Origin of the sequence: Pseudomonas sp. LS_2 (genome assembly GCF_042709235.1) — a bacterium.
Classification (GTDB): domain Bacteria; phylum Pseudomonadota; class Gammaproteobacteria; order Pseudomonadales; family Pseudomonadaceae; genus Aquipseudomonas.
In genome coordinates this window covers 38,635-65,563 of sequence record NZ_JAVAYC010000003.1, presented here as the reverse complement: position 1 = coordinate 65,563, position 26,929 = coordinate 38,635, and the positions used below count along the sequence as shown (strand labels likewise).

General features: G+C 64.8%; 26 protein-coding genes. 18 read left to right on the top strand and 8 right to left on the bottom strand.

Annotation, left to right across the window (positions count from 1 at the left end; all coding sequences use genetic code 11):
- The first annotated feature begins 40 nt into the window (after window positions 1-40).
- The 3 genes from RAC97_RS03740 to RAC97_RS03730 are packed head-to-tail and all read left to right on the top strand — an operon-like array spanning window position 41 to window position 2,990.
- Window positions 41-832, top strand: a complete 792-nt coding sequence (locus tag RAC97_RS03740; protein ID WP_375098092.1) for an endonuclease/exonuclease/phosphatase family protein — start codon at window positions 41-43, stop codon at window positions 830-832.
- Window positions 829-2,031 (top strand): cardiolipin synthase ClsB, encoded by a 1,203-nt coding sequence (gene clsB, locus RAC97_RS03735; RefSeq protein WP_375097933.1) that lies wholly within the window; start codon window positions 829-831, stop codon window positions 2,029-2,031. The genes RAC97_RS03740 and clsB overlap by 4 nt, the downstream gene beginning before the upstream one ends.
- Window positions 2,031-2,990, top strand: coding sequence for a lysylphosphatidylglycerol synthase domain-containing protein (locus RAC97_RS03730; protein ID WP_375097932.1), 960 nt, complete (start codon window positions 2,031-2,033; stop codon window positions 2,988-2,990). The genes clsB and RAC97_RS03730 overlap by 1 nt, the downstream gene beginning before the upstream one ends.
- Window positions 2,991-3,002: 12 nt before the next feature.
- On the opposite strand, the gene RAC97_RS03725 is transcribed toward RAC97_RS03730, so the two are convergent.
- From RAC97_RS03725 to RAC97_RS03715, 3 genes are all read right to left on the bottom strand, one after another.
- Window positions 3,003-3,170 (bottom strand): metallothionein, encoded by a 168-nt coding sequence (locus RAC97_RS03725; protein WP_375097931.1) that lies wholly within the window; start codon window positions 3,168-3,170, stop codon window positions 3,003-3,005.
- Window positions 3,171-3,172: 2 nt separating this feature from the next.
- Complete coding sequence (locus RAC97_RS03720; protein WP_375097930.1) at window positions 3,173-3,634, bottom strand: phosphotransferase system, HPr-related protein; 462 nt, start codon at window positions 3,632-3,634, stop codon at window positions 3,173-3,175.
- 90 nt (window positions 3,635-3,724) lie between these two features.
- On the bottom strand, window positions 3,725-4,132 hold the full coding sequence (locus RAC97_RS03715; protein WP_375097929.1) for a cupin domain-containing protein: 408 nt from the start codon (window positions 4,130-4,132) through the stop codon (window positions 3,725-3,727).
- A gap of 248 nt (window positions 4,133-4,380) precedes the next feature.
- On the opposite strand from RAC97_RS03715, the gene RAC97_RS03710 reads away from it, so the two are divergent.
- Together RAC97_RS03710 and RAC97_RS03705 are read left to right on the top strand one after the other, a co-directional pair.
- On the top strand, window positions 4,381-5,133 hold the full coding sequence (locus RAC97_RS03710; RefSeq protein WP_375097928.1) for a PIG-L deacetylase family protein: 753 nt from the start codon (window positions 4,381-4,383) through the stop codon (window positions 5,131-5,133).
- Window positions 5,134-5,145: 12 nt separating this feature from the next.
- Window positions 5,146-5,742 carry a class I SAM-dependent methyltransferase gene (locus RAC97_RS03705; RefSeq protein ID WP_375097927.1) on the top strand — a complete coding sequence of 199 codons (597 nt, stop codon included), beginning with the start codon at window positions 5,146-5,148 and terminating at the stop codon, window positions 5,740-5,742.
- A gap of 128 nt (window positions 5,743-5,870) precedes the next feature.
- On the opposite strand, the gene RAC97_RS03700 is transcribed toward RAC97_RS03705, so the two are convergent.
- A complete protein-coding gene (locus RAC97_RS03700) occupies window positions 5,871-6,827 on the bottom strand; it encodes an AraC family transcriptional regulator (protein ID WP_375097926.1) in 957 nt (318 codons plus the stop codon).
- A 345-nt stretch (window positions 6,828-7,172) separates the two neighbouring features.
- Here RAC97_RS03700 and RAC97_RS03695 point away from each other — a divergent pair, with 345 nt between their 5' ends.
- Entirely contained in the window at window positions 7,173-8,057 is an 885-nt protein-coding gene (locus RAC97_RS03695; protein ID WP_375097925.1) for an alpha/beta hydrolase, read from the top strand.
- Between the two features lie 106 nt (window positions 8,058-8,163).
- Here the strand turns inward: RAC97_RS03695 and RAC97_RS03690 are convergent, their stop codons facing one another.
- Window positions 8,164-8,895, bottom strand: coding sequence for a hypothetical protein (locus RAC97_RS03690; protein WP_375097924.1), 732 nt, complete (start codon window positions 8,893-8,895; stop codon window positions 8,164-8,166).
- A gap of 130 nt (window positions 8,896-9,025) precedes the next feature.
- Window positions 9,026-9,817: a histidinol-phosphatase gene (gene hisN, locus RAC97_RS03685; RefSeq protein WP_377747874.1), complete on the bottom strand. Its 792-nt coding sequence runs from the start codon at window positions 9,815-9,817 to the stop codon at window positions 9,026-9,028.
- Window positions 9,818-10,336: 519 nt separating this feature from the next.
- Here hisN and RAC97_RS03680 point away from each other — a divergent pair.
- The 12 genes from RAC97_RS03680 to alkB all read left to right on the top strand — a co-directional run bounded on the left by RAC97_RS03680 (window position 10,337) and on the right by alkB (window position 25,338).
- A complete protein-coding gene (locus RAC97_RS03680; RefSeq protein WP_375097922.1) occupies window positions 10,337-11,407 on the top strand; it encodes an enoyl-CoA hydratase/isomerase family protein in 1,071 nt (356 codons plus the stop codon).
- A 17-nt stretch (window positions 11,408-11,424) separates the two neighbouring features.
- The gene (locus RAC97_RS03675; protein ID WP_375097921.1) at window positions 11,425-12,576 is read left to right on the top strand and encodes an acyl-CoA dehydrogenase family protein; all 1,152 of its coding nucleotides are present in this window, start codon (window positions 11,425-11,427) and stop codon (window positions 12,574-12,576) included.
- A 634-nt stretch (window positions 12,577-13,210) separates the two neighbouring features.
- A complete protein-coding gene (locus tag RAC97_RS03670; protein ID WP_375097920.1) occupies window positions 13,211-14,272 on the top strand; it encodes a 3-deoxy-7-phosphoheptulonate synthase in 1,062 nt (353 codons plus the stop codon).
- Window positions 14,273-14,364: 92 nt separating this feature from the next.
- On the top strand, window positions 14,365-14,646 hold the full coding sequence (locus tag RAC97_RS03665) for a peptidylprolyl isomerase (RefSeq protein WP_375097919.1): 282 nt from the start codon (window positions 14,365-14,367) through the stop codon (window positions 14,644-14,646).
- 7 nt (window positions 14,647-14,653) lie between these two features.
- Entirely contained in the window at window positions 14,654-16,492 is a 1,839-nt protein-coding gene (locus RAC97_RS03660; RefSeq protein ID WP_375097918.1) for an extracellular solute-binding protein, read from the top strand.
- On the top strand, window positions 16,489-17,547 hold the full coding sequence (locus RAC97_RS03655; protein ID WP_375097917.1) for a microcin C ABC transporter permease YejB: 1,059 nt from the start codon (window positions 16,489-16,491) through the stop codon (window positions 17,545-17,547). The genes RAC97_RS03660 and RAC97_RS03655 overlap by 4 nt, the downstream gene beginning before the upstream one ends.
- Entirely contained in the window at window positions 17,547-18,563 is a 1,017-nt protein-coding gene (locus tag RAC97_RS03650) for an ABC transporter permease (protein ID WP_375097916.1), read from the top strand. The genes RAC97_RS03655 and RAC97_RS03650 overlap by 1 nt, the downstream gene beginning before the upstream one ends.
- A 151-nt stretch (window positions 18,564-18,714) precedes the next feature.
- Window positions 18,715-20,106 carry a sigma-54 interaction domain-containing protein gene (locus tag RAC97_RS03645; protein ID WP_375097915.1) on the top strand — a complete coding sequence of 464 codons (1,392 nt, stop codon included), beginning with the start codon at window positions 18,715-18,717 and terminating at the stop codon, window positions 20,104-20,106.
- Between the two features lie 292 nt (window positions 20,107-20,398).
- A complete protein-coding gene (locus tag RAC97_RS03640) occupies window positions 20,399-21,790 on the top strand; it encodes a GntP family permease (protein WP_375097914.1) in 1,392 nt (463 codons plus the stop codon).
- A 10-nt stretch (window positions 21,791-21,800) separates the two neighbouring features.
- The gene (gene hbdH / locus RAC97_RS03635; protein ID WP_375097913.1) at window positions 21,801-22,571 is read left to right on the top strand and encodes a 3-hydroxybutyrate dehydrogenase; all 771 of its coding nucleotides are present in this window, start codon (window positions 21,801-21,803) and stop codon (window positions 22,569-22,571) included.
- 56 nt (window positions 22,572-22,627) lie between these two features.
- Window positions 22,628-24,580: an acetoacetate--CoA ligase gene (locus RAC97_RS03630; protein WP_375097912.1), complete on the top strand. Its 1,953-nt coding sequence runs from the start codon at window positions 22,628-22,630 to the stop codon at window positions 24,578-24,580.
- A 113-nt stretch (window positions 24,581-24,693) separates the two neighbouring features.
- Entirely contained in the window at window positions 24,694-25,338 is a 645-nt protein-coding gene (gene alkB, locus RAC97_RS03625; protein ID WP_375097911.1) for a DNA oxidative demethylase AlkB, read from the top strand.
- A 54-nt stretch (window positions 25,339-25,392) separates the two neighbouring features.
- Here alkB and RAC97_RS03620 read toward each other — a convergent pair whose 3' ends face one another.
- Complete coding sequence (locus RAC97_RS03620) at window positions 25,393-26,319, bottom strand: peptidylprolyl isomerase (protein ID WP_375097910.1); 927 nt, start codon at window positions 26,317-26,319, stop codon at window positions 25,393-25,395.
- Window positions 26,316-26,789 carry a YbjN domain-containing protein gene (locus RAC97_RS03615; RefSeq protein WP_375097909.1) on the bottom strand — a complete coding sequence of 158 codons (474 nt, stop codon included), beginning with the start codon at window positions 26,787-26,789 and terminating at the stop codon, window positions 26,316-26,318. The genes RAC97_RS03620 and RAC97_RS03615 overlap by 4 nt, the downstream gene beginning before the upstream one ends.
- Between the last annotated feature and the right edge of the window lie 140 nt (window positions 26,790-26,929).

The window sequence follows — 26,929 nt, the reverse complement described above, 5'->3', positions numbered from 1 at the left end:
TTTCATCTGCTATTTGCGAAGGAAAGTACCTGTGAGCGACATCAACCCGGGGCGCGAGCGTTTCGACCCGCCGGTAGCAACGGCCAAGGCCACTGCGGTCCACCGCCTGAACGTGTTGACCCTGAATGCACACAAGGGCTTCACCGCGCTCAACCGACGTTTCATCCTGCCCGAGCTGCGTGAGGCCGTACGCGCCACCCAGGCCGACCTGGTGTTTCTCCAGGAAGTACATGGCAGCCATCAGCAGCACGCGGTGCGCCACCCAGGCTGGCCGCAGACACCCCAGTACGAGTTCCTGGCCGATAGCATGTGGCCGCAGTTCGCCTATGGCCGTAATGCGGTCTACCCCCATGGCGACCATGGCAACGCCCTGCTGTCGAAATTCCCCATCGTCGACTATCGCAACCTGGACGTGTCCATCGATGGCAACGAAGAGCGCGGCCTGCTGCATTGCCGCCTGGACGTGCCGGGCCACGATCAGGTGCATGCGGTGTGCGTGCACCTGGGCCTGCGCGAGCGCCACCGGCAACGCCAGGTGGCCTTGTTGCTGGAGCTGCTCGACAGCCTGCCCGAGCAGGCCCCGGTGATTGTCGCCGGCGATTTCAACGACTGGCGACTGAAGGCCGACGAGGTGCTGGGCGAACATCTGGTGGAGGCGTTCGGCAAGCGCTTCGGCACCCCGGCCCGCAGCTTTCCGGCCCGTCTGCCGATGCTGCGCCTGGACCGCATCTACCTGCGCAATGCCCTGCCGGGCGCCGCGCAGGTGCTGTCGAAATATCCCTGGTCGCACCTTTCCGATCATGTCCCACTGGCCGCGGAGGTGAACCTGTGAACAGTCAATGGGTAGCCGGTAACCAGGTCGAACTGCTGATCAACGGCGAACAGTACTACCCACGCGTATTCGAGGCGATCGCCCAGGCGCGCGAGGAGATCCTGCTGGAGACGTTCATCATCTACGACGACAAGGTCGGCCAGCAGCTGCGCCAGGCACTGGTCGATGCGGCCAGGCGCGGGGTGCGCGTGGAGGTGGCGGTGGACGGCTACGGCACCGCCGACCTGTCACAGGCATTCCTGTCGTCGCTGACCGAGGCCGGTGTGCGCTTCCACAGCTTCGACCCGCAACCCCGCCTGGTAGGCATGCGTACCAACCTGTTCCGCCGCCTGCATCGCAAGATCCTGGTGATCGATGGCGAACTGGCGTTCATCGGCGGCATCAACTACAGCGCCGACCACCTCGGCGATTTCGGCCCAATGGCCAAGCAGGACTACGCGGTGCAGGTCCGCGGCCCGGTGGTGGCCCAGGTACACGCCTCCAGCCAGCGCATGATGGCAGCCGTGCTGGCAGCGCCACACCAGGTGAAGCCGACAAACGCCACCAGCGGCACGGCCCAGGCATACCTGGTGGAGCGCGACAATGGCCGTCATCGCACCGATATAGAAGCGCAGTACCTCAAGGAATTTCGCCAGGCGAAACAGCGCATCGTAGTGGCCAACGCCTATTTCTTCCCTGGCTACCGCCTGCTGCGCGAACTGCGCAATGCGGCCCGGCGCGGGGTCGAGGTCACCTTGATCCTGCAAGGCCAACCGGATATGCGTTGGGTGCGCGCGCTGTCGCGGCTGCTCTATAACTATCTTTTGCGCGACGATGTGCGCATTCGCGAATACTGCCAGCGGCCGCTGCATGGCAAGGTCGCGCTGGTCGACGATCAATGGTCCACGGTCGGCTCGAGCAACCTCGACCCTTTGAGCCTGTCGTTCAACCTGGAGGCCAACCTGCTGATCCGCGACCGGGCTTTCAACCAGCAGCTTTACGAGCACCTTAGCGAGTTGGCCGAACAGCATTGCAAGGTGGTCACCCTGGAGCGCATGGTCCGTGGCTATTGGTGGCGGGCACCGCTGATCTTCATGGGCTTTCATATCACCCGCTACTTCCCGCGCATCGCCGGTTGGTTCCCCGCCCACCGCCAGCGCCTGCAATCGCTGCAGGCCGAGCCCGAGGCGCGCGGCGACTGTCATGAGGGCCGGACCTGATGGCGCAGAAAACCTGGCAAACCTGGGCCAAACGCCTGCTTACCCTGGTGTTCCTGTTGTTGGTGCCGACGCTGCTGTACCTGCTGGTGCGCAACCTCGACTGGAACGAGGTGCGCCAGTCGCTGCTGGCCTACAAGCCCTCCACCCTGGCGATCGGCCTGATCCTGGCCTTGGCCAGCTACCTGGTGTTCGCCAGCTACGACCTGCTGGCCCGCGCCTACACCGGACACAAGCTGCCTGCACGGCAAGTGTTGCCGGTGGCGTTCGTGTGCTACGCCTTCAACCTCAACTTCACCACCTGGGTCGGTGGCGTCGCCTTGCGCTACCGGCTGTATGGCCGCCTCGGCCTGGACACTGCGACCATCACGCGGATCCTGACACTGGGTCTTTTAACCAACTGGATGGGTTACCTGCTGCTGGCCGGCACGGTGTTCACCCTGCGCCTGGTGCGTTTGCCGGAAAGCTGGGCCGTGGGCGCCACGGGCCTGCAATTGATCGGCGTGCTGATGATTGCCGTGGCGCTGGGCTACCTGCTGGCCTGCGCCTTCGCCAAGCGCCGCACCTGGCAGGTACGTGAGCACGAAATCACCCTGCCGTCCTGGCGCCTGGCGCTGTGCCAGTTGGCCCTGGGGGCGAGCAACTGGGCCTTGATGGCGGTGCTGATCCATTGGCTGCTGCCGGGGGACCTGTTCTATCCGTCGATTCTCGGCATCCTGCTGATCAGTTGCGTGGCCGGCGTGGTGGCGCATATTCCCGCCGGGCTTGGCGTGTTGGAAACAGTGTTCCTCGCCCTGCTCCAGGGCCAGGTTGGCCAGGGTAGCCTGGTGGCGGCGCTGTTGGGCTACCGCTCCCTGTACTACCTGATTCCGCTGGTACTGGCGGTAGTGACCTACCTGGTGCTGGAAAAACGTGCCAAGGCCATGCGCCAGCGTGGTGAGGGCACGCTGGGCAAGACCTGATCAGGTTACGACTTATTCAGAGGCCCCACCGGCGCACTCACAGCCTTCGTGCACGCAATGTTCACCCTCGCTGTGCCCGGTAGCGCAGGCCTCGCAGCAATACAGCAACCCTTTTTGCACCACGCCATCGGCCTGCACCTCGCAGTGGCAATCGGGGCAGGCACATTCTCGCTTGTCCATGGTCAGGTCCTCTGGTCTTCGTCATCGATCACCCGGTCGGTCCAGGGTTCGCCATCCAGCGGCGCGGAGCGGGCCAGTTCGGCTTCGTCCAGGCCCATGCCGCCACCGATATCTTCGGCATCGACCTTGCGCAGGTGCTGGTCTATCGGCCCCTCGCCCCCCAGTTCATGAGGGTCGCGGGCGCCGCTCTGGTCGTAGAGGGTGTCAGGGCTGAGGTCGTCAAAGGTGACGTTGTCCTCGTGCAGGCTGTCGCTCAAGGCTTCGCCGCCCGTCATGCCACCTTCGGCGACGCGCTGCGGAGGAAATTCCTGGGCCTCCTCGCGTGCCGGGCGCTCGTCGCCGATGCGCCCTTCACTGGCATCGTTGCGCTCACTGAAATCCAGTTCGTGCACGCTGCCCATGCGGTCCTCGGTGGTGTCGATTTCGCGGGGAGTATAGGGGTTCGGGGTATCTGGCCGGGCCATGTGAAGTCTCCATCGGGGTGGGTTCATGCGGTCGACTGCATGGGCACGTGGAAAATTCACACTTTCGGCTGGAAGGCGCATCCCGTTATCTCACGGCTCCAGCTTGAGCACCGGCTTGTGCTTGTCGACGATGTAGGTCGCCAGTTCCGAGGCAGGCGTATCGCCGATATTGGTTGCGACATGCGGCGTTCCCGCTGGGATATACAGCGACTCGCCGGCCTTCAGCCGTATGGGCGCCTGCCCTTCCAACTGGTACTCGAAGCTTCCGGAAATCACATAGGCAACTTCCACTCCCGGATGTGAGTGGCGTGGCGAAGCGATGCCGGGCGCGAAGTCTACCCGTGCCTGTATCACCTCCTGGCCGGGGATGTACAGGTCGTGCCGCGCCAGGTCGGTACGCTGGATGCCTTGCTGCCAGGCCTTGTCCGGCGTTGCATCGCCGGCATGGGCGAAGCTGGCAAGCAGAGCGGTAGCGGCGATCAGGTGACGGTAATGCATGGGTGGTGTCCTCGATAGGTGGAAAATTCGAGGCCCCAGGCTAAGGGGACGGCGTGGTCTGAATGTGTCGAAAACCTGCGGTTTTGCATGCGCATGCGTCTGAGCGCCCCTGAGATACACAGGCATACAACGGTCTTCTTTTTGAACTCTGCCCGCCCTGCGCCCCTCCATGCATTACAGCCTTGCGGTGCCGGGTAGCCCGACCATGAGCATCACCCAGGACCTCGACCTGACGGAGCTTGGCAACTATGAGTGACAACCCGATCGAAAGCGCCCAGGGCACCCCTTGGAGTGAATGGCAGCACTCGTCGCACCTGGCCCGCGCCACCTGGATATCACCCGAGCAGCTTTGCCCCCCAGGACGCCGCCTGGTGTTGGTGGCCCCGCACCCGGATGACGAAATCCTCATGGCTGGCGGCCTGCTCTGTCACTTCCGCGGGCGCGAGCAAGACCTGTTGCTGATCTCCGCCACCGATGGCGAAGGCAGCCACCCTGACTCCAGCCTATGGCCCCAGCGCCGTCTGCGCCACCAGCGCCCACTGGAAAGCCGCCATGCCTTGCAGCAGCTAGACCTGGACCTCAACACCCTGGATTGGCGCCGACTGCATCTCAAGGATGGCGGTGTGCCGCGCGACGAAGCCTTTCTGGTCAACCACCTCAGCCAGGTGCTGCAAGCCGACGACCTGCTGATGTGCCCCTGGCGCGACGATGGGCACTGCGACCATGAAGCCGTTGGCCGCGCCTGCGCGCAGGCGGCCCAGGCCCGGGGCGCACAACTGGTCGAAGTGCCGGTGTGGGCCTGGCACTGGGCGAGCCCGGACGACGCCCGCCTGCCCTGGCCCCGCGCCCACCGCATCCAGCTCGATGACAGCAGCCTGGCACGCAAGCGCCAGGCCCTGGGTGCCCATGCCAGCCAGCTGGAAGCCGACGACGGCCCACCGGTGTTGCCGCAATCGCTACGCGATTGCCTGCTGCAACCCTTCGAACTGGTGTTTATCTGACAAGGACCTGCCATGAGTCTCGATGCCCGTTACTTCGCCGAGCTGTACGCCCACCATGACGACCCTTGGGCCTTTCGTACCCGCTGGTACGAGCGGCGTAAACGCGACCTGGTGCTGGCCAGCCTGCCGCAGCAGTGCTACCAGCGCATCTTCGAGCCCGCCTGCGCCAACGGTGAACTCAGCGCGCTACTGGCCGAGCGCTGCGCCCACTTGGTATGCCAGGACATCGACCCCACAGCCGTACGTCTGGCCCGCGAGCGCCTGGACGATTTTCCCCATGCCAGTGTGGAGCAGGCGAGACTGCCTGGTGATTGGCCCGCTGGCCAGTTCGACCTGATCGTGCTCAGCGAAGTCGGCTACTACCTCGACCCAACCGACTGGCTGCAGGTGATCGAACGTTCGGTAGCGAGCCTCAGCGAAACCGGCGGGTTGCTGGCCTGCCATTGGCGTCACCCTATCGCTGGCTGCCCCCAGGATGGCCGCGAAGTGCACGCACTGCTTTCACGCCATGTGCCGCTGTACCCACTGCTGCGCCACGAGGAGGCGGATTTCCTGCTCGAATATTGGTCGAGCCAACCGACGTTGGTCGACCTGGACGAGACCTGCTGATGATCGCGGTCATCATTCGCGCCCATATCGAGGCCCGCTGCCTGGGTCACTGCGTGAAGGCAGTTGGCGCTGTGGCGACCTGCTAAGCCGCCCGCCACAGCGTGGGGGCGACTATTGGAGGGGTTGCGTCAGCCGCGGCGCTTGAAGGTTTCCGAGGGCAGTTCGCCAAACCGCTGCCGGTAGCTCTCGGCGAATCGCCCCAGGTGCAGGAAGCCATAGTCCAGGGCCAGCTCGGTAACACTGCGCACCGGGCAGCTGGCATCCGCCAGGCAGGCCTGCACTCGCTCGAGCTTTTTCTGGCGAATGTACTGCTTGGGCGTAGTGCCCAAGTGGCGGTCGAACAGCGCATACAGCGAGCGCACGCTCATGCAGGCCTGCTCGGCCAGGGTTTCGGCGCACAGCTCGAGCTTGAGGTTGCGCTCGATGTGGTCGAGGATCCGCTCCAGGCTGGCGCCCTGGGCGTCCAGGTGCCCGCGGCGGATGTTGTTGCTCATCAGGGTGAGCAATTTGCTGGCGACGATCTGGCTGTAGTGCGATTGCACCCTGGGCAGCGAGTCGCTGACCTCGGCTTCATGGCAAACCATGGCCAGCAGATTGACGAAGCCGTCCAGCTCCTCCAGCCGGTAGTGGTTGCGCAGGAACCGCACTCCGCCGCTGGGGCGTTGCCAGCGTTGCTCCTCGCAGAAGGTGTCGAGCACCCGGGTGGGCACCTTGAGGATGAATTTCTCGCAGTCCTGGGAATAGGTCAGGTCGACCGGGTCGTCCGGGTTGATCAGCAACAACTCGCCTGGCTGCAGGTAATGCTCGCGCTGGTGCCCGCGCCACAGGCAGTTGCCGTTGAGCAGCACTTGCAGGTGGTAGATGGTTTCCAGCGCAGGGGACGTGACCCGCACGCTGCCGCCATAGCTGATGCGGCACAGGTCCAGGTCGGCGAACTTGCGGTGGCTGAGGCTGGCCTGCGGGTGGGTGCTGCGCGAGAGGCCGATGCAGTGCTGGCCCACGTGCCGGTTGACGTAGTCGGACACGGCATAGGGGTCGGCGTGCAGGAACACGCGACTTTGCTCGCTCAACAGGCGGCTTTCCATAGGCAAGGCACTCGGCATCGTTATTGTTCTGGTCGCCGCTTCCTACACGCTTTGGGGCAGTGGTTGCGGTCGTTCATGGCTTTTCACCCAGCCAGTGAGGCAGCGTCGGGGCAGTCGACGCTCGGCTGAGGTACCACACTAAGCAAAACGGTAGCACCCGGCAATGCCACCACGGGCGTCAGCGCGACGAAAACGCCTCGCGGCGCTCTAACTCCGTTCGATCAGCGAACGCATTTTTTTGAAACAGATTGCAAACATCAGGGAGCGCCGTTCGGGCATATTTCCTACAGCGCATTTCAGGCTTCTGATAAAAACCGTCAGGTCCCACCCCACCGATGGTCAGCCATGCCCTATTCCCTGATGTCCTCGCTCAAGCGCCGCTGGTTTCGTTGGCTTGCCGTGACCCTGCTGGTCGTTGGCCTGCCAGCGGGATGTAGCGTGCTGCAACACAAGGAGCGCGAGCTACTGTTCCGTATCGAGCCCGGCCAGGCTAGTTGGTTCCAGGGCCTGCCGGCAGGCGTGCAGGAGCTCGAGCTGCGTCCGCGCAGCTTTACCGAGGAGCAAAGCCTGCATGCCTGGTGGTGGCCGGCCAAACGCGCCGATGCCCCGGCCATCCTCTATCTGCACGGGGTGCGCTGGAACCTCACCGGGCAGATGTTTCGCATCGAGCAGTTGCATGCCATGGGCTACTCGGTGCTGGCGGTGGACTACCGCGGCTTCGGCCAGAGCCGTGGCGACCTGCCCTCCGAAACCACGGTGTACGAAGATGCACACATCGCCTGGGAACGTTTCGCCCAGCTTCAGCCCCAGGCTGGCAAACGCCTGATCTTCGGCCATTCGCTGGGTGGCGCGGTGGCGGTGGAGCTGGCCCGCGAGCTTTCGCAGCAAGCCACCGATAGAGGTGAACCGGTACCCGCTCGCGGGCTGATCCTCGAGTCGACCTTCACTTCCCTGGGCGACATTGCCGCAGTGGTCGCCGATACCCGCCTGCCGGTACGCTGGCTGCTGTCGCAGAAATTCGATTCACTGGACAAGATCAAGGACGTCGGCATGCCCTTGCTGCTGGTGCATGGCCTTGACGACCGCTACGTGCCGCCACGTTTCAGCGAGCAGTTGTTCGAGGCCGCACGCGAGCCCAAGACCCTGTTGCTGGTGCCGGGCGCCAGTCACAACAACAGCATGCGGTTGGCCGGGCAACGGTATCGACAGGCAATCGAAGGGTTGCTCTGAGCTCAATGAAGGCGGCGTCATTTCTTGTATTGGGATCCGCAAAGTTCACGGGGCCGTTCCCAGAACTGCTATTGGCAGTTCTGGGAAAGGGCGATTCAGCACTTACTCACTGCACCGGCAAGAAATTCATCAGCAACAGGCTCTGCGCATAGTTCAGGCCGATGCGCCGGTAGCGCTCGTCCAGCAGGTGCGCCAGCAAATCCAGGCGCGCGACGATCTTGCCGAACTCCACGGCGAAGCTCAGGTTGCTGCCTTCCTCGGAGATCTCGTTGGAAAACAGCAGCAGCACGCCGTTGGCGTCCTGGCGCTGGCTGAGCATCCAGGTGGCCTTCTCGATGTTGCGCGCGGCGTTGTTGACGAACAGCGGGTCGATGGTATCGGTCATGAAGAACTCGGTTCGCCCGCCGTGGGCAGTGATCAACATGCTGCCGATGGCATAGATGAAGGCGCCGACCCGATCGCCCTGGAACTCCGGGCTCAAGGCATAGCTCAGGGCCGCCAGGTCGCGGCGATCGCCCAGTTGCGTCAAGGGGGTGCGCTGCTCGATGGCCACGCGGATCTGCCGCTCGGCGCTCGCGGCATCGAGGTAGCCGGCCTGCCGCCACTGGTTGGGGTTGCGCAGGTACAGCTTGTTCATCAGTAGGTAGAGGCTGTCGAGATTGTCGCGCATCGCCAGGGTCGCCAGCCGGTCGACGCTGGTCTGGAACAGCTCGCTGGGCTTGCCTTCGCGCAGTTGGTTGAGCATGTCGCCGCCCTGCTGCTGGGTGCAGGCACACAGGGTGGTCAAAGCGCCTGCCAACAGCAGGTGCGCGCAGCGGCGTGAGGCGAGAACAGGCATTGGCACCGGGGTCCGGGGTCAACGGCCGAGCCGGTTATCGGCGCAGCCTGACCATGCATAGAGCGCGCAAACCGGAAAAAGTGCCGGCGGGGCCAGAAGGCGGCCCGGCCTGGCTCAAGAGCTGCTTGCCTTACATTGCCCCGCGCAGCATCTGTACCAGCTGGGCGTGCAACGCAGCATCGCCACAGGCCACCACGCAGCCGCCGTTCTGCGCCGAGCTGCCGTCCCAGGCAGTGATCACCCCGCCCGCCCCTTCGATAATCGGCATCAGCGCCTGCACGTCGTAGGGTTGCAGGCTTGCCTCGACGATTACATCGACGAACCCCGAAGCCAGCATGCAGTAGGCGTAGCAGTCGCCGCCATAGCGCATCAGGCGCGCCTGGCCGGCCACCTGCTCGAAGGCAGCCTTGCGTGCCGGGGTGTCGAACATGTCAGGGGTGGTGCACATCAAGGTCGCCGAGGTGAGATCGGCGCACGCGCGGGTCTTCAATGGCGTAGCGCCGCGCCAGGCGCCTTCGGGGGTGCCGACGAAGCGCTCGCCAGTGAACGGCTGGTTCATCACCCCCACCAACGGGCGTTGGCCATCGTTCAAGGCGATCAGCGTGCCCCACAGCGGCAGCCCGGTGATGAATGCACGGGTGCCATCGATAGGGTCGAGCACCCACGTGAGTGGGCTGCTACCGACCGCCGCGCCATGCTCCTCGCCCAGGATGCCGTGCTCCGGGTAGCGCGCCTGGATCAAGGCGCGCATGGCGTCCTCGGCGGCCTTGTCGGCGATGGTCACCGGGTCGTACAGACGCCCGCCCTTGTCCTCGACCGCCAGGGTTGCGCGGAAGTACGGTTGGATCGCCGCAGCGGCAGCGTCGGCCAACTGTTCGGCAAATGCGCGGAACTCGACGATCTGTTCAGCGTTCAGGGACATGGCAAAACCTCGACGGGGAAAACTGCGAATCATACCTGAGTCGATCATTGACCACGCCACTTGCACTTGCCCAAGCCCTCCCCACAGCCACGCTGCGGTCACCATCGCCTACCGTGAGCGCTCACTGTCAACTGAGCGGCTCGCGATCTGTTCACTGCTGCCGGTTTTTTTTGAACAACGACGGTATTCGAGTGCTATCACCGTTCCCGACATCCGGGGTGCGTGCCTGGCGCGTGCATTCAAGCGGCATGCCTGAGCCGGGCGCGCAGCGGCCGAACCGGGCTGATGGCCTTCGCAATGGGGCTTGTGTCGACCGTAGTGGGTAGCCCCCTTTTCACTTTCCTCTCCCCCTCGATGTGACAATGCGACACATCACACCGGCGCTTGTCTCGTAAAAATGCAGCCAACCTCTGCAGAATTGCCAATTGTGTGGCGTAAATAGCCGTGGCAGGATCCTTCGATCCTCCAGCGCCATTCCAGCTTCACTTGGAAAATCAATAACAAAGCAGGGAGTCCGCGATGACCGCGCAAGCTCAGCCCGACACGTCGGGCCATATCCTGGTCGACGTTCGCAATCAGATCGGCCACCTCACCCTCAACCGCCCCGCCGGCCTCAATGCCCTGACCCTGGACATGGTGCGTACCCTGCGCCAGCACCTGGACGCCTGGGCCGACGACGCCCAAGTGCAGGCCGTGGTGTTGCGTGGCCAGGGCCCCAAGGGGTTCTGCGCCGGCGGAGACATCCGCTCGCTGCACGATAGTTTCAAGGCCGCAGATACCCTGCACGAAACCTTCTTCGTGGAAGAATACGACCTCGACCTGCTCATCCACCGTTACCGCAAGCCGGTGCTGGTGCTGATGGACGGTTTCACCCTGGGCGGTGGCATGGGCCTGGCCCAAGGGGCGGACCTGCGCGTGGTGACCGAGCGCAGCCGCCTGGGCATGCCGGAGGTGGGAATCGGCTACTTCCCCGATGTCGGCGGTAGCTACTTCCTGTCGCGCATCCCGGGTGAGCTCGGTACCTATCTCGGGGTAAGCGGCGCGCACATCCAGGCTGCCGACGCCCTGTACTGCGGCCTGGCCGACTGGTACATGGCCAGCGAACAACTGGCCGCGCTGGATGAAGGCCTTGACCACCTGGCATTCGGCGAGTACCCGCTCAAAGACCTGCAAGGCCTGCTGGCCAAGCTCGGCACCCAGGTGCTCCAGGACGCACCGCTGGAGCGCCTGCGCCCGGTGATCGACCACTACTTCGCCCTGCCGGACATGCCCAGCATCGTCGAACAACTGCGCGCCGTGGCCATCGGCGACAGCCATGCCTGGGCGCTGGCCACCGCCGACCAGCTGGAAACCCGCTCGCCCCTGGCGATGGCGGTTACCCTGGAAATGCTGCGTCGCGGCCGTCACCTGAGCCTGGAAGACTGCTTCGCCATGGAGCTGCACCTGGACCGCCAGTGGTTCCAGCACGGCGATATCGTCGAAGGCGTGCGCGCCCTGATCGTCGACAAGGACAAGCAGCCGCGCTGGAACCCTCCGACCCTGGCGGGGCTTTCGCACAAGCGCGTTGAACAATTCTTCGAAGGCCTTTGAGCACCGGAGTACACAGCATGCAAGACCTGGAACTGAGCGAAGAGCAGATCATGATCCGCGACATGGCCCGGGATTTCGCCCGTGGCGAGATCGCCCCCCATGCCCAGGCCTGGGAAAAGGCCGCCTGGATCGACGACGCGGTCGTGCGCAAGATGGGTGAGCTGGGCCTGCTCGGCATGGTCGTGCCGGAAGATTTCGGCGGCAGCTACACCGACTACGTGGCCTATGCCCTGGCCGTGGAAGAAATATCTGCCGGCGACGGCGCCACCGGCGCGCTGATGAGCATCCACAACTCGGTGGGCTGCGGCCCGCTGCTGGCCTATGGCACGCCTGGTCAGCAGCAGGCCTGGCTGCCGCGCCTGGCCAGCGGCGAGGTGATCGGCTGCTTCTGCCTTACCGAACCCCAGGCCGGCTCCGAGGCCCACAACCTGCGCACCCGCGCCGAGCTCGTCGATGGGCAGTGGGTGATCAACGGCGCCAAGCAGTTTGTCAGCAATGCCCGCCGGGCAGGCCTGGCGATCGTCTTCGCAGTCACCGACCCGGACCTGGGCAAGAAGGGTCTATCGGCCTTCCTGGTACCCACCGACAACCCGGGCTTCAAGGTCGACCGCAGCGAGCACAAGATGGGCATTCGCGCCTCCGACACCTGCGCGGTGACCCTGGACAACTGCCGTATACCCGAGGCCAACCTGCTCGGCGAGCGGGGCAAGGGCCTGGCGATTGCCCTCTCCAACCTCGAAGGCGGACGCATCGGTATCGCCGCCCAGGCCCTGGGCATCGCCCGCGCTGCGTTCGAGGCGGCATTGGTCTACTCGCGGGACCGCGTGCAGTTCGGCAAGCCGATCGCCGAGCACCAGAGCATCGCCAACCTGCTGGCCGACATGCAGGTGCAGATCAATGCCGCGCGCTTGCTCATCCTGCACGCCGCGCGTCTGCGTAGCGCCGGCAAGCCGTGCTTGTCGGAAGCTTCCCAGGCCAAGCTGTTCGCCTCGGAAATGGCCGAGCGGGTGTGCTCGATGGCGATCCAGGTGCATGGCGGCTATGGCTACCTTGAAGACTACCCGGTGGAGAAGTACTACCGGGATGCGCGGATCACCCAGATATACGAAGGCTCCAGCGAGATCCAGCGCATGCTCATTGCGCGGGAGCTCAAGCATTACAGCCTCTGAGCGGGCTTGCCCAACACCCGCAAAGGCGCTGCCATACACCGTGGCGTTGCCTTCGCGGCGGCTCGGCGTCCCGACAAGCACGTGCCTGCAGGATTCGGGCATTATCGCGCCGATAGCATTTATCCATTGAACCCGCCGTTGAAGGTGCAGTAAGCTCGGGCTCATTCACTGGAGAGCAACATGTCGAAACGTTCCTGCAACCACGCCAACACCACCGGTCGCACTGCGCGTCCTGTGCTGGCCGTTGCCGGTCGTAACGCCGTTGCCAGCTTTTATTTTGGGTATTGGTTTAGCCACTAGGCGCCGATTCCCACCCGGCGCCCACCTTCGAGGGGCCGCCGAACATGAGAATACTCAAACCCCCGGTCGGCTCCCCGACCGGGGGTTTTGTTTTTCCGGGCCTTTACAGACCGATTCGAACTGAGGACAGATCCATGAACTACGCCAACTACCGCTACGCCGACACCTATGCCTGGCGATTTAGCCAATCCCGTTCGGGCCAGCCTGCCGCCTCCGTTCGGTCCTCCACCGGTGGCAATGCTGCACGCAGTCATCAATCGAATATCTGTCGAACACCGCGATAGGGCCGACCGCGCGGGCCAGAACCCGCCGTCCGCCCTGGGAAAAAAATGCCATGCAATCGTCCAACCTCGCTTTGCCCCTGACCCAGCCCCAGGCTGCCAACACCGCCGTCAGCCAGCGCCTGCCAAGCCCGCACCTGCTCAAGCAGCAGATGCCGCTTTCAACCGAACTTGCTCAACAGGTGCATCAGCACCGCCAGGCCATACGCGCCATCCTCGAAGGCCGCGACGAACGACTGCTGGTGATCGTAGGGCCGTGCTCGATCCACGACCCACGCTCGGCCCTGGAATATGCCGACCGCCTGGCAGCCCTGGGCCGCGAGGTCGACCACAAGCTGCTACTGGTAATGCGCGCCTACGTGGAGAAACCACGCACCACCGTGGGCTGGAAAGGCCTGGCCTACGACCCGCACCTGGACGGCAGCGACGACATGCATGCGGGTATCGCGCTGTCGCGCGGGCTGATGCTGGGCATGCTCGAACGTGGCCTGCCGATTGCCACCGAATTGCTGCAACCCATGGCCGCCGGCTACTTCGACGACCTGCTGGGCTGGGCGGCCATTGGCGCACGCACCACCGAGTCGCAGATCCACCGTGAAATGGTCAGCGGCCTGGAGCTGCCCGTGGGCTTCAAGAACGGCACCGACGGTGGCGTGGGCATCGCCTGCGACGCCATGCGCAGCGCTGCCCACCCGCACCGCCACTTCGGCATGGACGCGCAAGGCTACCCGGCGATCATCGAGACCCTGGGCAACCCCGACACCCACCTGGTGCTGCGCGGCGGCCACCAAGGGCCGAACTACGACGCCCAGAGCATCGCCTTGGCGCGCCAAGGCCTGGCAAAGGCCGGGCTGGCGCCGCGGATCATGGTCGATTGCAGTCACGCCAACAGCGGCAAGGACCCGGCGCGCCAGCCAGCGGTGTTCGAGGACGTACTGGCACAGCGCCTGGGCGGCGACCGCTCGATCGTCGGGGTGATGCTCGAGGGCCACCTGTTCGACGGCTGCCAGGCCCTGGGCAAAGGCGCACTGAAGTACGGTGTATCGATTACCGATGGATGCCTGGGCTGGGAGTCGACTGCCGCACTGCTGCGCGATGCGGCCGAGCGTATGTAGACTGCCCTGTAAGAAAGCAGCGGCAAGCCTTGCGAGACATTTCGCAGGCAAGTGCGTTAGGCTTGCCGCTTTACCTATAAGGAGTATTTCCCATGGCCCGAGCCACCGCCCGCCACATCCTGGTCAGCAGCGAAGAGAAGTGCAACGAACTCAAGGCTCAGATCGAAGCTGGCGCCGACTTCGCCGAAATCGCCAAGGCCAACTCCAGCTGCCCATCCAGCCGCCAGGGCGGCGACCTGGGCTCGTTCGGCCCAGGCCAGATGGTCAAGGAATTCGATACCGTGGTGTTCAGCGCCCCGGTCAACACCGTGCAAGGCCCGGTGAAGACGCAGTTCGGCTACCACCTGCTGGAAGTCACCAGCCGCCAGGACTGAGGCGTACTTGTTCACCCGCTTGCTGGCAGGGGGCCTGGCGTTGTGGTTCGCCACGACGACCCAGGCCGCCCCTACCCATGCCCTCACCGTCTACGGCGAAGCCCCGCGCTACCCCGCCAACTTCACCCATTTTCAATACACCAACCCCAGTGCCCCCAAGGGCGGTATGTTGCGCCGTTCGGCCATCGAGATCGGCCAGTTCGACCATATCCTGCCGTACATCGACAAAGGCACCGGCGTCACCCAGGTCGACGGCTGGCTGTATGCTCCCCTGGCCGAACGCTCTTTCGACGAGCCCTACACTGTCTATGGCCTGATCGCCCGGCGCATGGAACGCGGCCCGGACGACGCCTGGCTGCGCTTCGAGATCGACCCACGCGCCACCTTCGCCGATGGCAAGCCGGTGCGTGCCGAGGACGTGCGCTTCACCTTCGAGCTGCTGATGAGCAAGGGCAGCCTGAAATTTCGCACGCAGTTCGCCGAAGTGGCCGGGGTCACCGTGGAAAGCCCGCGCAGCGTGCGCTTCGACTTCAAGCAGCCCCACGGCCGCACTTTGCCGCTGGACCTGGCGACCTTGCCGGTACTGCCCGAGCACGACTGGCAGCACCGCGACTTCGCCAACGGCGCCGGCTTCGACAAGCCGGTCGGCAGCGGCCCCTACCGCATCGGGCGGATCGACAACGGCCGCAGCATCACCTTCGAGCGCGACCCCAACTGGTGGGCGCGCAACCTGCCGGTCAACAACGGTCGCTTCAACTTCGAGAAAATACGCATCGAGTATTTCGGCGACACCGAAGTCGCGCGCCAGGTGCTGAAGGGCGGCGGCTATGACTACAACCGCGAGTTTTCCGCCACCGCCTTCACCATCGGCTACAACAGTGCCCAGCTCGACGACGGCCGCCTGCAGCGCGCCCACCTGGGCCCGGCCAAGCCCCAGTCGGCGCAAGGCTTCGTGTTCAACCTGAGCAAGCCGGTGTTCCAAGACCGCCGCGTGCGCCAGGCCCTGGCCATGCTCTGGGACTTTGAATGGAGCAACCGGCAGATGATGCGCAACCTGTACATCCGCCAGCAGAGCATCTTCTCCAACACCCCGCTGGCCGCTCGTGCCCTGCCCGATGCCGCGGAACTCGCGCTGCTGGAGCCGCTGCGCGGGCAAGTACCGGACGAGGTGTTCGACCAGGTGTTCCAGGCGCCGGTCACCGATGGCTCGGGCATCATCCGGCCGCAGCAACTCAAGGCCCTGGCGCTGCTCCAGGAGGCTGGCTGGCGGCCCGAAGGCGACCGCCTGGTCAACGCCCAGGGCGAGCCATTGCGCTTCACTTTCCTCAATGGCCAGTCCGGGCTCGAGCGCTTGCTGCTGCCGTGGAAGCGCAACCTGGCGCAGATCGGCATCGAGCTGAACATTCGCAACGTCGATTCGGCCCAGTACATCAACCGCCTGATGGGCCGGGACTACGACATGATCGTCACCGGCTACCCGGTGACCCTGTCGCCAGGCTCGGAGCAATATACCTACTTCGGCTCGGCGGCCGCCAACGACCCCGGTTCGAACAACCTCATGGTGCTCAAGGACCCTGCCGTCGACCGCCTGCTCGACGGCCTGGTGCGCGCCAACACCCAGGCCGACATGCTGCGCCACGCCCGCGCCCTGGACCGGGTGCTGCAATGGAACTACTACTGGATCCCCAATTACTACCCGCCGGGCAGCTCGACGGTGTGGTGGAACCGCTTCGGCCTGCCCAAGATCCAGGCGGCCTATGACGAAGGGCTGGACACCTGGTGGGAGGTCAGCCCCAACGCCTTGACCGACCGGCAGATGGCCGAGCGCCGGAAGAACTCACCATGACCGGCTATATCCTGCGGCGCCTGCTGCTGATCATCCCAACCTTGCTGGCGATCCTGCTGGTGAACTTCGCCATCGTCCAGGCCGCCCCCGGCGGCCCGGTGGAGCAGGCCGTGGCGCGCCTGCAAGGCATCGGCGGCGGCGCGCCCGGTGCCAAGGTCGAGGTGGTGCAGGGCGAGTCCCGCGCCACGCGAGGGCTTGACCCGAAGTTGATCGAGGAGATCAAGCGCCAGTACGGCTTCGACAAGTCCGCCCCCGAGCGGCTGTGGCTGATGCTCGGCCAATACGCTCGTCTGGACTTCGGCAACAGCTTCTTCCGTGGCGCCAAAGTCACCGACCTGATCCTGGAGAAACTCCCGGTCACCCTGTCGCTGGGCTTCTGGGCGACGCTCATCACCTACCTGGTGTCGATTCCCCTGGGTATCCGCAAGGCAGTGCGCCATGGCAGCCGTTTCGATGCCTGGAGCAGCGCGCTGATCGTGATCGGCTATGCCCTGCCCTCGTTCCTGTTCGCCCTGCTGCTGATCGTGCTGTTCGCCGGAGGGACTTCGTTGAATTGGTTCCCGGTACGCGGGCTGGTGTCGGATGACTTCGATCAACTGAGCCTGCTGGGCAAGGTGGCCGACTACTTCTGGCACCTGGTGCTGCCAGTGGCTGCGCTGGTGATCGGCGGCTTCGCCACCTTGACGCTGCTGACCAAGAACGCCTTCCTCGACGAGGTCTCGCGCCAGTACGTCGTGACGGCGCGGGCCAAGGGCCTGAGCGAGCGCCGCGTGCTGTACGGCCATGTACTGCGCAACGCCATGCTGGTGGTACTGGCCGGGCTGCCCCAGGCGCTGATTACCGTGTTCTTCGCCGGTTCCCTACTGATCGAGGTGATCTTCTCCCTCGATGGGCTGGGACGCATGAGCTATGAGGCTGCGGTATCGCGGGACTACCCAGTGGTGTTCGGCACGCTGTTCATCTTCACCTTGGCGGGCTTGCTGATTCGCCTGATCGGCGACCTTTGCTACACCCTGCTCGACCCGCGCATCGACTTCGACGCGAGGGCGCACTGATGCTCTCGCCCATCGCTCAACGCCGATTGCGGCGTTTTCGTGAGAACCGTCGTGGCTGGTGGTCACTGTGGTTGTTCGCGCTGCTCCTGCTGCTGAGCCTGGGCGCGGAGCTGGTGGCCAACGACAAGCCATTGCTGCTGGGCTACAAGGGCGAGCTGTACACCCCGGCCCTGAAGCGCTACACCGAGCAGCAGTTCGGCGGCCAGTTACCGTTCCAGCCCGACTACCGCAGTGCCTATGTGCGCCAACTGATCGAAGAGCAAGACGGCTGGATGCTGTTCGCGCCCATTCCATTCAGTGCCGACACGCCCAACTACGACCTGCAAGTGCCCAGCCCCAGCCCGCCCAGCGCGACCAACTGGCTGGGCACCGACGACCAGGGCCGCGATGTGTTGGCGCGGGTGCTGTATGGCACGCGGGTATCGCTGTTGTTCGCTTTTGCCTTGACCGTGGTCAGCGTGGTCATCGGCGTGGCGGCCGGTGCCTTGCAGGGTTACCACGGCGGCTGGGTCGACTTGATCGGGCAGCGTTTGCTCGAGGTGTGGTCGGGGCTGCCGGTGCTGTACCTGCTGATCATTCTGTCGGGCTTCGTCGAGCCGGATTTCTGGTGGCTGCTGGGGATCATGGCGCTATTCTCCTGGCTGACCCTGGTGGATGTGGTACGCGCCGAGTTCTTGCGTGGGCGCAGCCTGGAATACGTCAAGGCGGCGCGCGCCCTGGGCCTTACCGACGGCCAGGTGATGCTGCGGCATATCCTGCCCAATGCGATGAACGCAACGCTGACATTCATTCCGTTCATGCTCACTGGCGCCATCACCACCCTCACCGCACTGGATTTCCTGGGTTTTGGTATGCCCGCAGGTTCCGCGTCGTTGGGTGAGCTGGTAACTCAGGGCAAGCAGCACCTGGAGGCGCCATGGCTGGGCTTTACTGCATTCTTTGCCCTGGCGTTGATCCTGTCGCTGCTGGTATTTATCGGCGACGGGTTGCGCGAGGCGTTCGATCCGCGGCGTTGATCGGTTTTCTTTTTCGTCAGTACCGGCCCTTTCGCGGGTAAACCCGCTCCCACAGGAACTCCACTGTACTCAAGAGCGGTGGGGTGCCTGTGGGAGCGGGTTTACCCGCGAAGAGGCCGTTACTGACACCCCACTCTTTCAATGGCCCCCTATGCACGACAACGACAGCCTCAAGGACTACCCCCAGGTTCGCCAACTGGCGATCCGCTCGCTGTTCGAGATCATCGAACAGTCCAGCGAAGGCACGATCATCGTCGATCGCCAGGCGCGTATCGTGTGGATGAACGAACGCTACGCCCGGCGCTTCGGCCTGGCCGATGCTGCCAGCGCCATCGGCCAGGCCTGCGAGGCGGTGATTCCCGGCAGCCTGATGCGCGAGGTGGTGAGCAACGGCAAGCCGATCCTGCTGGACATGCTCGACACCGCCAAGGAGCCGTTCGTGGTGATGCGCCTGCCGATCCATGACGATCATGGCGAATTGATCGGCGCCATCGGCTTTGCCTTGTTCGATCAGTTGCGCAGCCTCTCGCCGCTGCTCACGCGCTACGCGAGCATGCAGCAGGAGCTGGCCTCGACCCGCTCGCAACTGCGTGCGCGCCAGGCGCGCTACAGCTTCGCCCAGTTCGTCGGCAGCAGCGCCGCCAGCCTTGAGGCCAAGCGCCGCGCCCGGCGCGGAGCCGGCAGCGACTCCCCGGTGCTGTTGCTGGGCGAAACCGGCACCGGCAAGGAATTGCTGGCCCATGCCATCCATGCCGCATCGGCGCGGGCACACAAGGCCTTCGTCAGCATCAACAGCGCGGCAATTCCCGAGGCGCTGTTGGAAGCCGAGTTCTTTGGCACCGCCCCCGGTGCCTTCACCGGTGCCGACCGCAAGGGCCGCAGCGGCAAGCTGCAACTGGCCGAAGGAGGCACGCTGTTCCTCGACGAAATCGGCGACATGCCCCTGGCCCTGCAAAGCAAGCTGCTGCGGGTGTTGCAGGAGAAGGAGTACGAACCGGTGGGTTCCAACCAGATGCTGCGCAGCGATGTGCGCATCATCGCCGCTACCTCGATCGACCTGGAGGCCGCCCTGGCCCAAGGCCGGTTCCGTGCCGATCTTTACTACCGGCTGAACGTGCTGCCGATCGCGGTGCCGCCGCTGCGTGAACGGCTGGAAGACCTGCCGGCCTTGTGCGAGGCGATCCTGGCCGAACTGGACAGCCAGTACGAACTGGAGCCCGATGCCCAGGCCTTGCTGGGCCGTCACGCTTGGCCAGGAAACATCCGCGAGCTACGCAATGTACTGGAGCGCGCGACCTTGCTGGCCGACCAGCCTCGCTTGAGCCTGGCGGACCTGCATTCGGCGCTGGGGCCTGTAAGCCTTGCGGCGCCCGACGCTGGGCGAGCGAGCTACCGGGAAGCGTGCGAACGCTTCGAGCGGCAGTTGATCGTCGAGACCCTGGCCCAGTACGCGGGTAATGTACCGCGGGCGGCGCAGGCGCTGGGGTTGGGGCGTTCGACGCTCTACAAGAAAATGGTCGCGCTGGGCATTTCGTCTCAATAAAGAGACTTGCGTTTCGAATAGGAGATTGCAGCCATTTCACCCTCCCCTGTGGGAGCGGGTTCACCCGCGAACACCGGCAAGGCCGGTGCCATCCACCGCAGTGCATTCTTCGCGAGTAAACCCGCTCCCACAGGGTTTTGCGCAAACTTGAACAATGCAGTCTCACATCCGAGATACTCCAACGCCCCTTTAAAAAATAACTAATTAAAATCAATAAGTTACAACCTGGCACGATTCCCGCTATCTCCACCGGGCCCAATAAAAACAAGACTCACCCAGGAGATACACCCAGATGACCGTGCTCATCGCTCTCGCCGCCTTGGCGCTGCTGATGCTCGCCGCCTACCGCGGCTACAGCGTGATTCTCTTCGCCCCCATCGCCGCCCTAGGCGCGGTATTGCTCACCGATCCCTCCGCCGTGGCCCCAGCCTTCACCGGCGTGTTCATGGAGAAAATGGTCGGTTTCATCAAGCTCTACTTCCCGGTGTTCGTGCTCGGCGCAGTGTTCGGCAAGCTGATCGAGCTGTCGGGCTTCTCGCGCTCGATCGTCGCCGCCGCCATCCGCCTGCTCGGCACCCGCCAGGCCATGCTGGTGATCGTGCTGGTCTGCGCCCTGCTCACCTATGGCGGCGTGTCGTTGTTCGTGGTGGTGTTCGCCGTGTACCCGTTCGCGGCCGAAATGTTCCGCCAAAGCGACATCCCCAAGCGCCTGATCCCGGCCACCATCGCCCTGGGCGCGTTCTCCTTCACCATGGACGCGCTGCCCGGCACGCCGCAGATCCAGAACATCATCCCCAGCGCCTTCTTCAACACCAATGCCTGGGCTGCGCCCTGGCTCGGGGTGATCGGCACCCTCTTCGTGTTCAGCGCCGGCATGCTCTTCCTGCACCGTCAGCGCAACAAGGCCCTGCGCAAGGGCGAGGGCTACGGCACCTCGCTACGCAACGAACCGGAGACCGCCGACGACATCGCACTGCCCAACCCATGGCTGGCGCTTTCGCCGCTGGTGCTGGTGGGCGTGATGAACCTGCTGTTCACCCACTGGATCCCGCAGTGGTACGGCGCCAGCCATAGCCTGCAGTTGCCGGGCATGAGCGCGCCGCTGCAAAGCGACGTGACCAAGCTCACGGCGATCTGGGCAGTACAGGCCGCGCTGCTGGTGGGCATCCTGATGGTGCTGGTATGCGCCTTCGGGGTGATCCGCCAGCGCCTGGCCGAAGGCACCAAGAGCGCCGTCAGCGGTGCCTTGCTGGCGGCGATGAACACCGCGTCGGAGTATGGCTTCGGTGCGGTGATCGCGTCGCTGCCTGGGTTCCTGGTACTGGCCGATACGTTGAAAGCCATTCCCAATCCGCTGGTCAACGAGGCGATCACCGTTACCCTGCTGGCCGGTATCACCGGTTCCGCCTCGGGCGGCATGAGCATTGCCCTGGCGGCCATGGGCGATACGTTCATCGCGGCCGCCAATGCTGCCAATATCCCTCTGGAAGTGATGCACCGGGTGGCCTCCATGGCCAGCGGCGGCATGGACACCCTGCCGCACAACGGCGCGGTAATTACCTTGCTGGCGGTCACCGGCCTCACCCACCGCGAGGCCTACAAGGACATCTTCGGTATTACCCTGATCAAGACCCTGGCGGTATTCGTGGTCATCGCGACCTTCTACGCCACCGGCATCGTCTAAGGAGCTGCGCATGAATCTCAACGGCAAGACAGCACTGGTCACCGGTTCCACCAGCGGCATCGGCCTGGGCATCGCCCAAGTGCTCGCCCAGGCTGGCGCGAACATCCTGCTCAACGGCTTCGGCGACCCCAACCCGGCCATCGCGCAAATCGCCGGGCACGGCGTGAAGGTCGCCCATCACCCGGCCGACCTCGCCGAGCCAGGGCAGATCGAAGCGCTGTTCGCCCTGGCCGAACGCGAGTTCGGCGGCATCGACATCCTGGTGAACAATGCCGGTATCCAGCACGTGGCACCGGTGGAGCAGTTTCCGGTAGAGAGCTGGGACAAGATCATCGCCCTGAACCTCTCGGCGGTGTTCCATGGCACCCGCCTGGCCCTGCCAGGCATGCGCGAACGCGGCTGGGGACGCATCATCAACATCGCCTCGGTGCATGGCCTGGTGGGCTCGACCGGCAAGGCCGCCTATGTGGCGGCCAAGCACGGGGTGATCGGCCTGACCAAGGTGGTGGGCCTGGAGACCGCCACCAGCAACGTCACCTGCAACGCCATCTGTCCGGGCTGGGTACTGACCCCATTGGTGCAGAAGCAGATCGACGACCGCGCAGCCAAGGGCGGCAATGCGCAGCAGGCGCAGCATGATCTGCTGGCCGAGAAGCAGCCGTCGCTGGCCTTCGTCACCCCGCAGCATCTGGGCGAACTGGTGTTGTTCCTGTGCAGCGAGGCCGGCAGCCAGGTACGCGGCGCGGCCTGGAATGTCGATGGTGGGTGGCTGGCGCAGTAGCGACTAACCTTGCTGGTAGCTGGCGCCCGGGGCGCCGGCATCAAAGGAGAAACGCCATGAACACACCTCTCTGGCAACCCTCCCAGGCGCGCATCGGCGCCAGCCGCATCGACGCCTTCCGCCGCCAGGTCAACCTGCGCTTCAACCTGCAGTTGAACGACTACCCCAGCCTGCACCGCTGGAGCGTCGAGCAGCGCGCCGACTTCTGGCAGACCCTGGTCGAGTATTTCGATGTCCGGTGGCACACGCAGCCCACCCAGGTGCTCGAAGAAGGCCCACACATGCCCGACGCCCGCTGGTTCAGGGGCGCCACGCTGAACTACGCCGAGCACCTGCTGCGCCGCCGCGACGCGCACCCGGCAGTGGTCGCCATCCGCGAGGATGGCCAACGGCAGGTACTCACCCATGCCCAACTTGCAGCCCAGGTCGCCGGGTTGCAGAACGCCTTGCAGGCCTTGGGGATCCAGGCCGGCGACAGGGTCGCGGCAGTCATGCCCAACACCTGGCAGACCCTGGTGGCCATGCTTGCCTGCTCCAGCCTGGGGGCGATCTGGTCGAGTTCATCGCCGGAGTTCGGCACTCACGGCATCATCGACCGCTTCGGGCAGATCGAGCCGAAGCTGCTGATTGCCTGCGCTGGCTACGAATACGCGGGCAAGACCATCGACCAGGTAGACAAGGTCAACCAGGTCGTCGCGCAACTGCCCACCTTGCAACATCTCTTGGTCGTACCGCATACCCGCTCGGCTACCCGCCCTGAGGAATTCCAGGCACGCCAGGTCAGCCTGTGGGACGACTTCTTCACCCCTGGCGGCGAGCCCCGCTTCGTCGCCCTGCCCTTCGACCACCCGCTGTACATCCTCTATTCCAGCGGCACCACCGGCGTGCCCAAGTGCATCGTGCACCGCGCCGGTGGCGTACTGTTGCAGCACCTCAAAGAGCATGGGCTGCACAACGACCTGGCCGCCGAAGACGTATTGTTCTACTACACCACCTGCGGCTGGATGATGTGGAACTGGCTGGCCAGTGGCCTGGCGGTCGGCGCCACCCTGGTGCTGTACGACGGCTCGCCGTTCCACCCGGGGCCAGAGCGCCTGCTCGACTTGATCGATGCCGAAGGGGTAAACGCTTTCGGCACCAGTGCCAAGTACCTGGCGGCCCTGGAGCAGGCTGGCCTGGAACCGGCCCAAAGCCACCGCCTGGACACCCTGCGCCTGCTGCTCTCCACCGGCTCGCCGCTGTCGCCGCACAGCTACGACTATGTGTACGGCAAGGTCAAGGCTGACCTGTGCCTGGCCTCGATGTCCGGGGGTACCGATATCGTCTCGTGTTTCGTGCTGGGCAACCCGCTGCTGCCGGTGCGACGCGGGGAAATACAGGGCAAAGGGCTGGGCATGGCGGTGGAGGTGTGGGACGCCCAGGGACGCCCGGTGAGTGGCGAGAAAGGCGAGCTGGTCTGCACCCGCAATTTCCCCTCGATGCCGCTGGGCTTCTGGGGCGACGACGATGGCAGCCGCTACCGTGACGCCTACTTCAGCCAGTTCCCCGGGGTCTGGGCACAGGGCGATTACGCCGAGCAGACCGCCAGCGGTGGCATGGTCATCCATGGTCGTTCCGACGCAGTTCTCAACCCTGGCGGCGTGCGTATCGGCACCGCAGAGATCTACCGTCAGGTCGAGAAGGTCGAAGAAGTGCTGGAAAGCGTGGCCATCGGCCAGGACTGGCAAGGCGATGTGCGGGTGGTGCTGTTCGTGCGCCTGCGTCAAGGGCTGGTGTTGGACGAGGCCTTGCGCCAACGCATCCGCCAGGTGATTCGCCAATACACCACCCCGCGCCATGTGCCGGCGGTGATCGCTCAGGTCGAGGACATTCCCCGCACCATCAGCGGCAAACTGGTGGAACTGGCGATTCGCAACGTGGTGCACGGCCAGCCGGTGAAAAACACCGATGCACTGGCCAACCCCGAGGCACTGGAGCAATTTCGTGACCGCCCGGAGCTGCGCGCATGAAACCCGGTGCACGCCGACCCGCCGGGGCCATTGCCTGGACCAGACGACGAAGCTGCGTTCAGCAACCACCCCAATCGAGCTACCATTGGCACTCAGCCAAACCGATAGCCCTCATGATCCAGTCCGACCTCGACCTGTTCGGCCCCCAGCCGCAACGCCTGGCCACGCACACCGTGCTGCTGCCCGGCGTTGCCCTGGCGCCGCTCGAAGCGTTGCTCGATGCCCTGCGCCCGGTGCTGCGCGTCGCGCCGTTCCGGCACATGCAGACCCCTGGCGGGTTGAACATGGCGGTGGCGTTGAGCAACTGTGGGGCGTTGGGCTGGGTCAGCGATGCCCAGGGTTACCGCTACAGCCCCCTCGACCCGCAAAGCGGTCGGCCTTGGCCCGCCCTGCCCGAGGTCTTGCTGGACCTTGCGGGCAGGGCGGCAGCAGCGGCCGGTTTCGAGGGTTTCGTGCCCGACGCCTGCCTGGTCAACCACTACGTGCCCGGCACCCGCCTGAGCCTGCACCAGGACCGCAACGAGCGCGATTTCAGCCAGCCCATCGTGTCGATTTCCCTGGGCTTGCCGGCAGTGTTTCTGCTGGGTGGCTTACAGCGCAGCGACCGCCCCCGGCATGTGCCGCTTAGCCATGGTGACGTATTGGTGTGGGGTGGCGAGGACCGCCTGAGGTTTCATGGGGTGCTGCCGATCAAGCCCGGCGTGCACCCGCGCATGGGGGAACGGCGAATCAACCTGACCCTGCGCAAGGCCGGCTAGGCCTGTACAGGTTCAGTGGCCCTATCGCGGGACAGGCCCGCGGTAGGGCTAGCGTTAACGACTGGCCTCCAACACCTGGTTCAACGCCGCGCCATCGATACTCAAGGTGGCACTGTCGAACATGCCGTCCACATGGTTTTTCACCAACTGCTCCTGACGCTGCGCCCGCATCACTTGGCGCAATTGCGCTGCTACCTCCTCCAGGGTGGCCGCGCGCGCCGGCTGCTGCTCGACCAGCTTGACGATATGCCACCCCGCCGGGCTGCGCAGCGGTTCGCTGATGCCGTCGATCTTCAGCTGCGTCACCGCCTCACGTACCTCCGGCAGCAGCTGGGCCAAGGGTTGCAACCCGGTGTCGCCCCCCTGCGCGGCACTGCCGCTGTCCTGGGAGTGTTCGCGGGCCAGCGCCGCGAAGTCGCCTGCGCGGGCTTGCTTGAGCAAGGCGTGCGCACGCTTTTGCACCTCTGGCGCGTCCTTGGGGTTCTCTACCCGCAGGAAGATCTGGCTCAGGCGGTAGCGCGCCGGCATCTGCAGCTCGTCCTGGTTGGCCTGGTAGGCCTGCTGCAGCTCGGCATCGCTGGGGTAGTCGGCAGGGACCTCGCTGATCGACACCAGGTAATCGCGCAGCACGATCTGCTCGGAGGCAGCCCGGGTTTGCGCCTGCACCTCGGGCCGCTGCGGCCATCCCTTGGCTGCGGCCTGACGATACAGCGCCTTCTCTGCCAGACGGGTGCGTAGCCACGCCTCCAAGGCCGGGCGGTCGCCGAGCAGACGCTCACGGGTGTCTGGCGGCAATTGCGCCAGCAGGGCCTTGAGTTCGTCGCTGCCCACCTGCTGCTCGCCAAGGCTCGCCAGCACCGGCCCGGAAACGCTCGCCTGCGCCACCGTGCCGGGCCGCTCGCCCGGTCGCATGGCCAGCGCCGCAGCGGCGGCCACCAGGGCCAGTGCACCCGCACCGGCCCACAGCGCACGGGCCGTCACGAGGCTTGCGCCGCGCCAGCGCCTTGCGCCGAAGTCTGGTCGGCGACATTGCGGCTGTAGTCGCGCAAGTAGACAATGAACTCCTGGAGCAGCCGGTCCCACAGCAGCAGGCTGCCCAGCAGGTATTTCTGGCTCACCCCGTCGGCGACCACGACGTCCTGCTCGAGCACCAGGAATTCACCCTGCACGGACAGGCGGGCAAAACGCCGGCTGGCATTCCAGCGCTCCACCAGCCCGGCAGGCAGGTCGCCCTGGATGCGCAGTGCGCAGCTGAAGGTGAAATCGAAGAACTCGCCAGCCTTGCCTGGCGCCGGGTTGCCGAAGCGCACGGCGTAGCCCACGCCCTGGCTGGCGCTGAGCAACTGCACTACTTGGTTCTGCTCGTTGCGGTTGACCCGGCAGCCCGCATCCTGCAGCAGCGTAGTCAGAGAGTCGGCGCTCACGGTTTCGATCAGGGTGACTTCGGTCATGTTGCCTTCCTTGTGGTGATGAATGCGTCACGCACGCGCGATTCAGGAAAGGACTGGACCTAGGGCAGGACATCAGCGCTGGCGAACTCCCTGCCTCTGCGACCCTCCGTGCTGCAATCGCGCGTGTCGACTTCAAGTAG